Source organism: Salmonella sp. SAL00672, from assembly GCF_046552175.1.
GTDB lineage: Bacteria > Pseudomonadota > Gammaproteobacteria > Enterobacterales > Enterobacteriaceae > Salmonella > Salmonella enterica.
In genome coordinates this window covers 63,471-77,040 of the sequence record NZ_JBGDUQ010000014.1, presented here as the reverse complement: position 1 = coordinate 77,040, position 13,570 = coordinate 63,471, and the positions used below count along the sequence as shown (strand labels likewise).

The window sequence follows — 13,570 nt, the reverse complement described above, 5'->3', positions numbered from 1 at the left end:
GTTCCGTGTCAGTGGTGGCGCATTATAGGGAGTTATTTCTGCCTGACAAGAGGAAATTTAAAATAATTTTCTGAGTGTCTCTTTTTTCATCAACAGCGGGCTTAACGTGCCATAAAATAAGCAAATTGCCGTTATTGCAACTGCAATCACACTTCCAGGTGGCATACTAATAACCAAACGAAAGAGAAAGGAAGAACATTCATGCCTTTAAGCGCACAACAATTAGCCGCACAGAAAAATCTATCCTATGTTCTGGCTGAAAAGCTGGCGCAGCGGATATTAAAGGGTGACTACGCCCCCGGTACGATTCTTCCCGGCGAAATAGAACTGGGCGAGCAGTACGGCGTAAGTCGAACGGCAGTTCGCGAAGCGGTGAAAACGTTGACGGCTAAAGGTATGGTGCTACCCCGTCCGCGCATTGGTACGCGGGTGATGCCGCAGGGAAACTGGAACTTTCTGGATCAAGAGCTGCTGACCTGGTGGATGACGGAAGAAAATTTTCATCAGGTGGTAGATCATTTTCTGGTGATGCGTATTAGCCTGGAGCCGCAAGCCTGCCTGCTGGCGGCGACTCTTGGCACACCGGAGCAGAAAGCGCGGCTTAATGCCTTAATGGAAGAGATGGTCGCGCTGAAAAAGCATTTTAAGCGTGAACGCTGGATTGAAGTGGATATGGCGTGGCACGAGCATATCTACGAAATGAGCGCCAATCCCTTTCTAATCTCTTTTGCGACGCTATTTCATTCGGTTTATCACACTTACTTTACCTCAATCACCTATAACGAGGTGGTAAAGCTGGATTTGCACCAGGCCATTGTTGATGCCATCGCTGATGGCGACGGCGAACGCGCTTTCCAGGCCTGCCAGGCGTTGTTAATAGCGCCCAATGAGAGACCAGATAATTAACAGGATATTGAATGACCAGCAAAAAAGCGCGCAGTATGGCTGGCCTGCCGTGGATCGCGGCGATGGCCTTCTTTATGCAGGCGCTAGACGCCACCATTTTGAATACCGCTTTACCGGCTATTGCGCATAGTCTTAACCGTTCACCACTCGCCATGCAGTCCGCTATTATCAGTTATACCCTGACAGTAGCTATGTTAATTCCGGTAAGCGGCTGGCTGGCTGACCGCTTTGGTACGCGTCGCGTTTTTATGGTTGCCGTAAGTCTGTTTACGTTAGGCTCGCTGGCCTGCGCGCTCTCCAGTTCACTATCTGAATTGGTTATTTTTCGCGTCGTACAAGGCGTCGGCGGAGCGATGATGATGCCAGTGGCGCGGCTGGCGTTATTGCGAGCCTATCCGCGTAGTGAGCTGCTGCCCGTTCTTAACTTTGTCACTATGCCGGGGCTGGTAGGTCCGATTCTGGGGCCGGTATTAGGCGGCGTACTGGTGACCTGGGCAAGCTGGCACTGGATCTTCCTGATTAATATTCCCATTGGTGTTGCAGGCATTCTGTATGCCCGCAAATATATGCCCAACTTCACCACGCCGCGTCGCAAGTTTGACATGACCGGCTTCTTTCTTTTTGGGTTAAGTCTGGTTTTATTTTCCAGCGGAATGGAACTGTTTGGCGAAAAGATTGTGGCGACATGGATCGCATCCGCCATTATTTTTTGCAGTATCGTTCTACTATTGGCCTATATCCGCCACGCCCGCCGTCATCCGACACCGTTAATATCACTATCGCTGTTTAAGACACGCACATTTTCCGTCGGTATTGCCGGCAACCTCGCCACGCGTCTGGGGACAGGCTGCGTACCTTTTTTGATGCCGTTAATGCTACAGGTTGGTTTTGGCTACCCGGCTCTGATCGCCGGCTGCATGATGGCGCCGACAGCTTTGGGTTCTATTATCGCGAAATCGACCGTAACGCAGGTTTTGCGACGTTTGGGATACCGGAAGACTCTGGTCGGCATTACGGTATTTATCGGTCTGATGATTGCCCAGTTTTCGTTTCAATCTCCCGCCATGCCGATCTGGATGCTCGTGCTGCCGCTATTCATTCTTGGAATGGCGATGTCCACTCAATTTACGGCAATGAATACGATTACTCTTGCGGATCTGACAGACGATAACGCCAGCAGCGGCAACAGCGTTCTGGCGGTTACGCAGCAATTGTCTATCAGTTTAGGCGTGGCGATCAGCGCGGCGGTGTTACGTATTTATGAAGGTTTTGCGGGCACCAGTACCGTGGAACAGTTCCACTATACCTTTATCACGATGGGGGCGATCACTATCGTGTCCGCGCTGATGTTTATGCTGCTAAGAGCCAAAGACGGCAACAATCTGATTAAAGAACGGCATAAATCTAAACCGACCCACGCACCGTCAAAACCGGAGTAAGCTGAAGTCGCTGTTGTTGCAAGGCGGGCTGCGCCATCCGATGAATCAACACATCAATAGCCAGCTCGCCCAATTCATCTTTCGGCTGATGGATAGTCGTCAGCGGCGGCGTCATATAGCGCGCCAGCTCAATATCATCATAGCCAATGACTGCCATATCCTGCGGAATACGAAGCCCCGCCTGATATAGCGCCTGATAGGCGCCGACAGCCATCGCATCGTTTCCGGTAAAAACCGCTTGCGGTCGCTGTTGATGGGCGAGTAACGCCTGCATGGCGTCAAAGCCGCCGCCAAATTCAAAATCGCCGGTGATCTCATAGCCTTGCGGAATAGCCAGCCCTGCGCGTTTCATCGCCGCCCGATACCCTTCCAGCCGTAAACGCGCTGGCGTTTTGTCCAGCGGGCCGGTAATACAGGCTATTCGGGTAAATCCTTTATCGATAAGGTATTGGGTAGCAAGATCGCCGCCTAGCAACGAATTATCCTGAATGAGATCGCTATCGCCCTCACCATCAAACGGCGACCAGTCCATCATGACGGTAGGAATAGACGGATAACGCTCCATGATTTCACGAGAAGGCTGATGCGTTTCGGTACACAGCAGCAGTAAACCGTCTACCCGTTTTTGCATCAGGGTCTCCAGGTTGCGGTTCATCCGTTGCTCGTCGCCTTCGGTATTGCACAACACCAGACTATAACCGCGCTCAAAACAGCTTCGCTCAACGCCGCGCACCAGTTCGGAATAAAAAGGGTTGGTACTGGCGGTAATTAGCATACCAATCGTGCGGGTCTGGTTTAACTTGAGGCTTCGCGCCAGCGCAGAAGGCGCATAGTTAAGTGATTTAATCGCCGCTTCAACTTTTTCGGTTATCGTCTCACTCACAAAGCGATCTTTGTTAATAACGTGAGAGACCGTCGATGTAGAGACTCCCGCCAGGCGGGCAACATCTTTCATAGTAGCCAAGCGTTACCCCTGCTGATGTAAAAACGCTTCTATCTCTTCGCGCCACGGAACGGAAGGTTGCGCGCCTTTACGCGTTACGGCAATCGCGGCGGCGGCATGGGCAAAGCGAATCGCTTCCGGCAACGGCGTCTCCTCCAGTATCGCGGTGATAAAGGCGCCGTTAAACGTATCTCCGGCGGCAATGGTATCGACAGCCTCAACGCTAAATCCAGGAACGCGGCGGCCCTCGCCGTTTACGCTGGCCCAGACGCCACGGCTTCCTAAGGTAATTAATACGGTTCGAATGCCTTTATCATGCAAAACCTGCGCAGCTTTCGCGGCATCGTCGTCATTTTCCACACGCACGCCCGTCAGCTTTTCAGCTTCCGTTTCATTTGGCGTGATGATGTCCACCAGCGCCAGCAGTTCATCCGGTAGCTCACGGGCAGGCGCCGGGTTAAGCGCAACAGTAGTATGATGTTGATGGGCGATTTTCGCCGCCGCCAGTACGCTTTCCAGCGGCGATTCCAGCTGCATCAGTAACGCATCCGCCTGCGCGATACGTTCACGTTGCGCATCAACCAACGCCGGCGATAACGCGGCATTCGCTCCGGCATGAATACCGATGACGTTCTCGCCTTCGCCGTTAACGAAAATCAGCGCCACCCCGGTAGACTCGCCTTTAATAACGCTAACTGGCGCGATATCAATACGATCGCTGACTAATTGTTTACGAATACTGTCGCCAATATCGTCATCGCCCGTGCAGGCGATAAACGCAATATTTGCCCCGCTACGTCCCGCAGCAACCGCCTGATTCGCGCCTTTCCCGCCAAACGCGACCTGATAATGGCTACCGGTTACCGTTTCACCCGGGGTAGGGAAGGACTCAAGATTAAGGATATGATCGGCATTAATGCTGCCAAGGACGATGAGATTACCTGCGGTTTTCATATTCGGGGTTCCACGTCAAAGTGCGCCACCGGTTAGGGTGGCGCGTGCCCTGCTTTTCTTTTTTTACGTTCACCTCAGCGGAGGCTCGCGTATTTCTGTCGCCATCAGGCCATAGTTGACCCGTGTCGTTTATTACTGCTTGATGACCAGTTTCAGGTCAACCGGATATTTGGCCTGAACTTTTTCGCCTTTCAGCACCTTATCCGCCACTTCAACGCCTTTGGCGCCGATTTGATCCGGTAACTGAGCGATAGTCGCTGCCAGTTTGCCATCTTTTACGGCCTTTTCGCCATCCGGCGTACCGTCAAATCCAACCACCATCACATCTGCTTTACCGGCAGTTTGCAGCGCGCGCAGTGCGCCCAGCGCCATTTCATCGTTCTGGGCGAAGACAGCCTGAACATCCGGATGCGCGGTCAGCAGGTTCTGCATGACGTTCAGACCCTTAGTACGGTCGAAATCGGCAGGCTGGCTGGCCAGAACATTAAATTTGTGGGCGGCTACCGCCTGCTGGAAACCTTCGCCACGCTCACGCGCCGCGGATGTTCCGGCAATACCTTGCAACTCAATCACTTTGGCGCCTTCGCCAGCTTTTTTCGCGATATAGTCGCCAGCGATCTTACCGCCCAGCACGTTATCAGACGCGATATGGCTGACGACATCGCCTTTGGTTGCCTGGCGGTCAAGCGTGATAACCGGAATCTTCGCCTGGTTCGCCATCTTCACCGCGTTACCCACCGCATCGGAGTCAGTCGGGTTGATCAGCAGAATTTTGGTCCCGCGAACGGTTAAATCCTGCACGTTCGCCAGCTCTTTGGCAGGGTTGTTCTGGGAGTCCAGCACCACCAGGTTATAACCCAGTTTATCCGCCTCTTTTTGCGCCCCGTCTTTTAACGACACGAAGAAGGGATTATTGAGGGTAGAGATCACCAGCGCAATGGTGTCTTTCGCCATTGCATTCGCGCTCACGGTGGCGCTCAGCGCAACAGCAGATACCAGGGTAGCCAGTTTTTTCATGTTCATATTTCAGATGTCCTGTAGTCGTTGTTACTGCTTTTTGTTGTCTACCAGTACCGCCAGCAAAATCACCACCGCTTTGACGATCATCTGGTAATAGGAGGAAACACCTAACAAATTCAAACCATTATTAAGGAAGCCGAGAATCAATGCGCCGATCAATGTCCCAACAATGCGTCCTTTACCGCCAGCAAGGCTGGTGCCGCCCAGCACCACGGCGGCAATAGCATCCAGCTCATAGCCGGTACCCGCCGTCGGCTGCGCGGAAGAGAGGCGCGCCACTTCAATGATGCCCGCCAGCGATGCTGTCAGGCCGCAAAGTGAATAGACGATAATTTTCACTTTGCTCACGCTAATGCCAGACAGGCGCGTCGCCGCTTCGTTACCGCCCAGCGCGTAGATATAGCGTCCCAGACGGGTGTGATGCAGCATATACCAGGCGACGATAAAGACGATAGCCATGATCCAGACCGGCGTAGGAACGCCCAGCGGACGGCCGATACCGAACCAGCCAAACAGATCGGCGTTATCGGTAAAGCCAGTGTTGACCGGGCTACCGTCGGTGTAAACCATCGTTACACCGCGCAGTAATAGCATCATCACCAGCGTAGCGATAAACGCCTGTACGCGGCCTTTCGCGACGATAACGCCAGTAACAGCGCCAATCGCGGCGCCCAGCGCCAGCGCGGCGGCAACCGCGACCAGCGCATTCACTTCAACGCCGACGATTGAAGCGGCAACCGCGCCGGTGAGCGCCAGCAGGGAACCGACGGACAGATCGATCCCCGATGTCAGAATCACCAACGTCATCCCCACCGCCATAATGGCGTTGACGGAGGTCTGTTGAAGAATATTGAACAGATTATTAACGGTAAAAAAGTTGGGGCTCAACGTCGACACAATCGCGATCAACACCAGCAGGGCAATGAGCGACTTCTGCTCAAGAAGCCACGCTTTAGTGAAATAACGGCGACCAGAAACAGCCTGGGTTGTCATCTTTTTTACTCCTGATTCACGCGATTAAGCTTGCCCACTGCGGCAGCCATTAACACTTCTTGGGTGGCCTGCTCGCGAGTAAATTCACCGCTGAGATGCCCTTCATGCATGACGATGATGCGATCGCTCATGCCTAATACTTCTGGCATCTCAGATGAGACCAGAATGATGCTCAGGCCGTCGGCCTTAAACTGGTTGATAAGCTGGTAAATCTCTTTCTTGGCGCCGACGTCCACGCCGCGGGTCGGCTCGTCGAGAATGAGCACTTTCGGGCGCGTCATCAACCCGCGGGCAATCGCCACTTTTTGCTGATTACCGCCAGAAAGCAGGCCTATCGCCTGTTCCATTGACGGCGTCTTGACGTTGAACAGACGGATAAAATCCCCCACCGCCTGCTGCTCATCTTTGTGTTTCAGGCTTCCGCCAGCGCGGCTGAAATAGTCCAGCGCCGTCAGCGACATATTCTCTTTAACTGACATGCCGAGCACCAGTCCATCGCGCTTACGGTCTTCAGAGATATAAACGATGCCATTGGCCAGCCCGTCCTGCGGAGAACGCGTCACCACTTCGTGTCCATCGAGCGTCACGTAACCGCTGGTTCGCGGCATCGCGCCGTACAATACTTTCATCAGCTCGGTGCGACCGGCGCCCATCAGGCCGGAGATGCCAAGGATCTCGCCTTTTCGCAGCACAAAAGAGACATCATTCACGCCCGGTCCGCACAGATTATCGACCTTCAGGCGAATCTCACCCGGCGCGTTATCCAGATGCGGGTACTGATCTTCCAGCTTACGTCCCACCATCATTTCGATAAGAGAATCTTCGGTCAACGTGGCCACTTCACGCTCGGCGATAAATTGCCCATCGCGGAAGACCGTCACGTCATCGCAAATTTCGAAGATCTCTTTCATACGGTGGGAGATATAGACAATGCCGCGCCCCTGCGATTTTAATTCGCGGATAACGCGGAACAGAGAGTCGGTTTCAGTGTCGGTCAGCGCATCGGTCGGTTCATCCATAATGATGACTTTGGATTCGAAGCTCAGCACTTTGGCGATTTCCACCATTTGCTGATCGCCGATAGAGAGTTCGCCCACCAGCTTATCGCTCTTAAAACGCAGATTGAGTTTGGCTAAGAGGTGGTCGGCTTCGGCATACATCTTTTTCCAGTCGATTTTGCCAAAGCGATTCACAAACTCACGGCCCAGGAAGATGTTTTCCGCAATGGTCAACTGCGGAATCAGGTTCAGTTCCTGATGAATAATGCCGATCCCGGCTTCCTGAGACGATTTAGGCCCATTAAAGGTGGTCTCTTTACCCAGCCATAACAACGATCCCGCATCTCGCGTATAGATGCCGGTTAATACTTTCATCATGGTGGATTTTCCGGCGCCGTTTTCCCCCACCAGCGCCATAACGCGGCCAGGATAAACGTTTAACGCGGCGCCGGAGAGAGCCTTCACGCCGGGGAACGCTTTATCGATCCCTTTGAGTTGCAGTAATGCGTCCATAGCGGCCTCAGAACGTAACGCCAGCGCAAAGAATGACGTTCGCATACGGGGAACACTCCCCGCTGCGAATCACCGCCTGACTGTCTGCAGTCAATTTTTTGAATTGTTCGTGTGTCGTATAACTAATTTTTATGGTGTTTCCCTGGTGTTGCTGCAGTTGCTCAAGGTGAGTGAGCAACGTTTCGTGGAGCTGCGGATTCTGTTGTTTGATTTCCGTTGCAAGAATCGCCGCCTCAACCTGCATTTCCCGGGTCACGACATCCACCACCTGCATAAAAGAAGGTACGCCCTGGGTTAGTGCCATATCGATACGCGCGGTGCTATTCGGGATGGGTAAACCCGCATCACAGACCACCAGAGTATCAGTATGCCCCAGACGGGAAATGACCGACGAGATTTCAGAGTTGAGTACGGTGCCTTTCTTCATTTTTCTGCTCCACTAGCGAAACGTTTCGCTGGCCGCAGTGTAACCCTGGATGTGTTCATAAAACCATCATGACGTAACAGAATTGTGATCGCCGTCGAAACGTTTCGCTAGCGGAAATCAGGTGAAGATAATCGCCATCAGGCGATTATCTTGTGGGAATCTACGGATTGGTCAGGCCGGGTAAGCCAACGCGGCCCCCGGCATGTTGATGGGAGGTTAAATCTCGACCTGCGTACCTAACTCAATCACGCGGTTAGGCGGGATCTCGAACTGATCCGGCGCGCGCAGGGCGTTGCGTTGCAACAACAAATACAGCTTGCCACGCAGACGCAAATACCACGGGCGTTTGCCGACAATCAACGACTCGTGCGACATAAAGAACGACGTTTCCATCATCCGACAGCTAAGCCCTTCCAGACCGCAGCGGTGGAACACCTCTTCAACGTTTGGCGTTTCGCGCCAGCCGTAGCTAGCCACCACGCGCCAGAATGTCGGAGACAACTGCTCAATCTGCACCCGGCGAACGTTATGCACATATGGCGCATCTTCTGTACGCAACGTCAGTAAGATTACGCGCTCATGCAACACTTTGTTGTGCTTCAGGTTATGCAATAAAGCAAAAGGGATCACACTGAGCGCGCGCGACATGTATACGGCAGTACCCGGCACCCGAACCGGCGGTGACTTCTCCAGTGAAGCAATCATCGCTTCCAGCGAATTACCGTGTTCATGCATACGACGCAACAGACGGAAACGCTCGCTCTTCCAGGTGGTCATGATCGTGAACATGATCAGACCCAGGCTCAGCGGCAGCCAACCGCCGGACAACAATTTGTCGAGGTTAGCCGAGAACAGCGGGATATCCACGCACAGGAATGCGATGAGGATCAGCGCGACAAAATATTTGTTCCAGTGCCAGTTCTTACGCGCCACGGTCGTAGAAAGAATAGACGTCAGCACCATCGTGCCGGTCACGGCGATACCATAGGCCGCCGCCAGGTTGCTGGAGTGCTCAAAGCTAACAATAACAACCACGACCGCGAAATAAAGCAGCCAGTTAACGAAAGGGATATAGATCTGACCGGACTCCATCTCGGAGGTATGGATAATGCGCATTGGCGACAAATAGCCAAGACGCACGGCCTGACGCGTCAGCGAAAAGACGCCGGAAATGACCGCCTGGGAGGCGATCACCGTCGCCAGCGCGGCCAGAATCAGCAGCGGAATTAACGCCCAGTCCGGCGCCAACAGGAAGAAGGGGTTTTTAATCGCTTCCGGATGCTTAAGTAGCAATGCGCCCTGACCAAAGTAGTTCAGTACTAACGACGGCAATACCACGGTAAACCACGCCAGGCGAATCGGGAACTTACCGAAGTGTCCCATATCGGCGTACAACGCCTCTACGCCGGTAATCGACAGCACCACCGCGCCCAACGCAATAAATGATACGGTTTTATATTCAAGGAAAAAACGTACCGCCCAGACAGGATTCAGCGCATGTAACACTTCGGGATTGGCGATAATACTGCGCAGGCCAAGTACCGCCAGGATTAAAAACCAGGTCAGCATGATCGGCGCAAAGAGTTTCCCTACCATTCCCGTACCGTGCTTCTGAATCATAAACAACAGAGTCAGCACAATAATGGAAAGCGGGACAATCCAGGTATCCAGCTGCGGCGCGACAATTTCCAGGCCTTCAATCGCCGACATCACCGAAATCGCCGGCGTAATCACCACTTCGCCATAGAAAAAGCTGCCGCCTATCAGTCCCATGATAACTAACATGGATGTGGTGCGCGCCGAGGTATTACGCCCGGCAAGCGACATCAGCGTCAAAATTCCACCTTCACCCGCGTTATCGGCGCGCATCACGAAGGTGAGATATTTGATGGAAACCACAAAGATGAGTAGCCAGAAGATCAGCGACAGAAAACCAAATACGGCATCTCGTTCAACGCCAAAACCAAACTGACCGGACAAACATTCACGAAGCGTATAAAGCGGGCTGGTACCAATATCACCGTAGACAACCCCAATAGCTGCGAGGGTAATCGCAGGCAACGATTGCTTATTATCAGTGCTCATAGACTCATCTTTCGTTTATACACGTCACCCTTCACCCTACCTCCTTGTCGGCTGCATTCGCTTACCCCAGTCACACGTTTAAGTCAGTGCCAGGGGATTCACTCCTTTGCCGCCTTGATGTAGTTTGAATGAATGAGTGTATAGATATGAAATGTGTGCTTAGTCCCTTGGCCCACAAAAAAGCGCACAGTATGCACGATTAATCATAAAATCGTACCCCTAAATGAAGCCAGATTAACCTGGCTCAAAGAAAAATAAACAGCGCGTCAGACGATTACAGCCCCGGTGGTGAAACGTCTATACTCGCAATTAGCATGATCCATTTGTCGAAAGGACGCCTCTTTATTATGGCTCACCCACATTTATTAGCGGAAAGAATTTCCCGTCTGAGCAGCGCCCTTGAGAAGGGGCTGTATGAACGTAGTCATGCCATACGCCTTTGCCTACTGGCGGCGTTAAGCGGTGAGAGCGTCTTTTTGTTGGGCCCGCCCGGTATCGCCAAGAGTCTGATTGCCCGCCGCCTGAAGTTTGCTTTCCAGCGCGCCCGCGCTTTTGAATATCTGATGACACGCTTTTCCACGCCGGAAGAGGTTTTTGGCCCGCTCTCTATTCAGGCGCTGAAAGATGAAGGTCGCTATGAACGCTTAACGACCGGCTACCTTCCCGAAGCCGAAATCGTTTTTCTGGATGAAATCTGGAAAGCCGGGCCAGCTATCCTGAACACATTGCTGACCGCCATTAACGAACGCCATTTCCGCAACGGCGCATTTGAGGAAAAAATTCCGATGCGGCTGCTGGTGGCGGCCTCTAACGAACTGCCCGAAGCGGACAGCAGCCTGGAAGCGTTGTACGACCGAATGTTGATTCGCCTGTGGCTGGATAAAGTTCAGGATAAAGCCAATTTCCGCTCCATGCTGGTCAGTCAGCAGGATGAAAGTGATAACCCGGTACCTGCCTCGTTACAGGTTAGCGACGAAGAATATCAACAGTGGCAAAAGGATATCGGCGCGATTTCACTCCCTGATCCGGTCTTTGAGCTGATATTTACTCTGCGCCAACAGCTGGATAATTTGCCGAATGCGCCTTATGTCTCCGACCGTCGCTGGAAGAAAGCCATCCGCCTGTTACAGGCCAGCGCCTTCTTTAGCGGACGCGACGCGGTTGCGCCGATTGACCTTATCCTGCTAAAAGATTGCTTGTGGTATGACGCGCAGAGTCTGAATCTCATGCAACAGCAACTGGAAATATTGATGACCGGACACGCCTGGCAGCAGCAGGCCATGCTGACTCGCCTCGGCGGTATCGTCCAGCGTCGCCTTCAGTTGCAGCAACAGCAAAGCGATAAAACCGCCTTCACCGTCATTAAAGAAGGCGGTATGTTCAGCCGTCGCCCGCATTACACTTTACCGCCGGAAGCCAGTGCGTCAACGTTGACGTTATTGCTACAAAAACCGCTCAAATTGCATGATATGGAAGTGATCCATATTACCTTTGACCGCAGCGCGCTGGAACTTTGGCTGACCAAAGGCGGCGAGATCCGCGGCAAACTGAACGGGATCGGCTTTGCCCAAACGCTGAATATGGAAGTCGATAACGCTCAACATCTGGTGGTGCGCGACATCAGTCTACAAGGTACCCGTCTGGCGTTACCGGGAGCGGCTGAAGACAGTATGCCTGCGGAGATCAAACAGCAGCTGGAAACGTTAGAAAACGACTGGCGCCAGCAGCATACCCGCTTCAGCGAGCAGCAACATTGCCTGTTTATTCACAGCGACTGGTTAGGGCGCATTGAGGCCAGCCTGCAGGATGTAGGAGAACAGATCCGCCAGGCGCAACAATGCTGACGCTGGATACGCTAAATACCATGCTGGCCGTCAGCGAAGAGGGAATGGTCGAAGAGATGATCCTCGCGCTACTGGCTTCCCCACAGCTGGTCATTTTCTTTGAAAAGTTTCCGCGTTTAAAAAACGCCGTGACCGCCGATCTCCCGCGCTGGCGGGAAGCGCTACGCAGCCGTCTTAAAGACGCACACGTTCCGCCGGAACTCACGGAAGAGGTCATGTGTTATCAGCAAAGCCAACTTCTCTCTACACCACAGTTCATCGTGCAACTGCCGCAAATACTGGCGTTGCTTCATCGCCTGCATTCACCGTATGCCGCGCAGGCGAAGCAATTGACGGAGAGCAACAGTACCTTTACCCCTGCGCTACACACGCTTTTTTTGCAACGCTGGCGGTTAAGTCTGGTCGTGCAGGCCACCACGTTAAACCAGCAATTACTGGAAGAAGAGCGCGAACAGTTGCTGAGTGACGTTCAGGAACGGATGACGCTGAGCGGGCAACTGGAACCGACGCTGGCGGAAAATGATAATGCCGCAGGCCGCCTGTGGGATATGAGCGCGGGCCAGCTTAAACGTGGTGATTATCAACTGATCGTAAAATACGGCGAATTTCTCGCCGCCCAGCCGGAGCTAATGCAACTGGCGGAACAACTGGGACGTTCGCGGGAAGCCAAATCGGTACCGAAAAAAGACGCGCCGATGGAAACCTTTCGTACACTGGTACGCGAACCCGCAACGGTGCCGGAGCAGGTTGACGGTATTCAGCAAGGCGATGATATTCTGCGCCTGTTGCCGCCAGAGCTGGCGACGCTCGGCATCACCGAGCTGGAATATGAATTTTACCGCCGGTTAGTGGAAAAACAGCTCCTCACCTATCGCCTGCATGGCGAAGCGTGGCGTGAGAAAGTGACCGAACGGCCGGTAGTACACCAGGATGTCGACGAGCAGCCGCGCGGACCGTTTATTGTCTGCGTCGATACTTCAGGCTCGATGGGAGGATTTAACGAGCAGTGCGCAAAAGCGTTCTGCCTGGCGTTGATGCGCGTTGCGCTGGCGGATAACCGCCGCTGCTTTATTATGCTGTTTTCCACTGACGTTGTGCGCTATGAACTCTCCGGCCCGGAAGGTATCGAGCAGGCCATCCGCTTTTTAAGTCAACGTTTTCGCGGCGGCACGGATATCGCCAGCTGTTTTCGCGCCATTATTGAAAGAATGCAGGGACGGGAATGGTTTGATGCCGATGCGGTGGTCATTTCGGATTTTATCGCCCAGCGCTTGCCGGATGACGTGGTGAGCAAAGTGGGAGAGTTGCAGCGTCTTCACCAGCATCGATTCCATGCGGTGGCGATGTCGGCGCACGGCAAACCCGGCATCATGCGCATTTTCGATCATATCTGGCGCTTTGACACCGGGATGCGAAGCCGCCTGCTGAGACGCTGGCGGCGCTAACGG

11 protein-coding genes are annotated in these 13,570 nt (G+C 53.2%); 4 read left to right on the top strand and 7 right to left on the bottom strand.

All coding sequences use genetic code 11. The features are described 5' to 3' along the window. The first annotated feature begins 201 nt into the window (after positions 1-201). Together ACLJTG_RS22185 and mdtD are read left to right on the top strand one after the other, a co-directional pair. Complete coding sequence (locus ACLJTG_RS22185; protein WP_001131144.1) at positions 202-906, top strand: FadR/GntR family transcriptional regulator; 705 nt, start codon at positions 202-204, stop codon at positions 904-906. An 11-nt stretch (positions 907-917) separates the two neighbouring features. Then, complete coding sequence (mdtD, locus tag ACLJTG_RS22180; protein WP_000202071.1) at positions 918-2,345, top strand: multidrug transporter subunit MdtD; 1,428 nt, start codon at positions 918-920, stop codon at positions 2,343-2,345. On the opposite strand, the gene rbsR is transcribed toward mdtD, so the two are convergent. From rbsR to kup, 7 genes are all read right to left on the bottom strand, one after another. Next, on the bottom strand, positions 2,311-3,309 hold the full coding sequence (gene rbsR / locus ACLJTG_RS22175) for a ribose operon transcriptional repressor RbsR (protein ID WP_000224491.1): 999 nt from the start codon (positions 3,307-3,309) through the stop codon (positions 2,311-2,313). The genes mdtD and rbsR overlap by 35 nt on opposite strands. Positions 3,310-3,312: 3 nt before the next feature. Further along, positions 3,313-4,242 carry a ribokinase gene (gene rbsK, locus ACLJTG_RS22170; protein WP_000844730.1) on the bottom strand — a complete coding sequence of 310 codons (930 nt, stop codon included), beginning with the start codon at positions 4,240-4,242 and terminating at the stop codon, positions 3,313-3,315. Between the two features lie 132 nt (positions 4,243-4,374). Beyond that, the gene (gene rbsB, locus ACLJTG_RS22165; protein ID WP_001056260.1) at positions 4,375-5,265 is read right to left on the bottom strand and encodes a ribose ABC transporter substrate-binding protein RbsB; all 891 of its coding nucleotides are present in this window, start codon (positions 5,263-5,265) and stop codon (positions 4,375-4,377) included. Positions 5,266-5,289: 24 nt separating this feature from the next. Then, positions 5,290-6,255 (bottom strand): ribose ABC transporter permease, encoded by a 966-nt coding sequence (gene rbsC, locus ACLJTG_RS22160; protein ID WP_064047331.1) that lies wholly within the window; start codon positions 6,253-6,255, stop codon positions 5,290-5,292. Between the two features lie 5 nt (positions 6,256-6,260). Next, positions 6,261-7,766 (bottom strand): ribose ABC transporter ATP-binding protein RbsA, encoded by a 1,506-nt coding sequence (gene rbsA / locus ACLJTG_RS22155; RefSeq protein WP_000339359.1) that lies wholly within the window; start codon positions 7,764-7,766, stop codon positions 6,261-6,263. A 7-nt stretch (positions 7,767-7,773) separates the two neighbouring features. Then, entirely contained in the window at positions 7,774-8,193 is a 420-nt protein-coding gene (rbsD, locus tag ACLJTG_RS22150; protein WP_000715944.1) for a D-ribose pyranase, read from the bottom strand. Between the two features lie 216 nt (positions 8,194-8,409). Continuing rightward, positions 8,410-10,278, bottom strand: coding sequence for a low affinity potassium transporter Kup (gene kup, locus ACLJTG_RS22145; protein ID WP_000102338.1), 1,869 nt, complete (start codon positions 10,276-10,278; stop codon positions 8,410-8,412). Positions 10,279-10,625: 347 nt separating this feature from the next. On the opposite strand from kup, the gene ravA reads away from it, so the two are divergent. Together ravA and viaA are read left to right on the top strand one after the other, a co-directional pair. Next, entirely contained in the window at positions 10,626-12,122 is a 1,497-nt protein-coding gene (gene ravA, locus ACLJTG_RS22140; RefSeq protein WP_000940987.1) for an ATPase RavA, read from the top strand. Next, positions 12,116-13,567 (top strand): ATPase RavA stimulator ViaA, encoded by a 1,452-nt coding sequence (viaA, locus tag ACLJTG_RS22135; protein WP_000956582.1) that lies wholly within the window; start codon positions 12,116-12,118, stop codon positions 13,565-13,567. The genes ravA and viaA overlap by 7 nt, the downstream gene beginning before the upstream one ends. Positions 13,568-13,570 lie beyond the last annotated feature (3 nt).